Source organism: Priestia sp. P5_B4 (genome assembly GCF_056400385.1).
Window position 1 is genome coordinate 1 of sequence record NZ_JBFULJ010001562.1, and the last position, 503, is coordinate 503.

1 pseudogene is annotated in these 503 nt (G+C 33.0%); it reads right to left on the bottom strand.

The features are described from left to right. Positions 1-342 (bottom strand): annotated as a pseudogene (locus AC1DRF_RS32170) (two-component sensor histidine kinase); the annotation flags it as partial. Positions 343-503: the final 161 nt, after the last annotated feature.

Consider the following 503-nt stretch of genomic DNA (forward strand, 5'->3'; position numbering starts at 1 on the left):
GTATTTACGGAGGTTTTCTCCTTTAATGGATTCTGAAGCATATACAACCTCTGTGTTTTTTTGAATCACAATATCAATATTTTCAAATTCATATTTTTTAACCGTCTCCGGCCGCAGCAGCTGCTCCGGTTTTTCTTCACTCAATAACTTTAAATCTAAGAATGCATTTTCTTCTTCTGGCGTTAACAATTTATACTCATAGGAGTGACTGTACAGTTTTCTTACAAAATCGGCGTCTCCAGTAATGGAGAAGAAAATGAGAAAGCCCGATAAAAAAAGCAAAATAATAAAGACAAACACAATACTGATATACGTTAAAATAAAACGAAGCTGAATTGACATTACTTACCCTATGCCCCTTTGGCTTTAACAAAACTATTTGATAGACTAGTAAAGGTGAATAACAAATAGATCGTTAGACATTATACATATAGCAAAAATTAAAACAACAAAACAAATGTATATTCTCACTTTACCGTGATAGAGTGAGAATGAACACCACC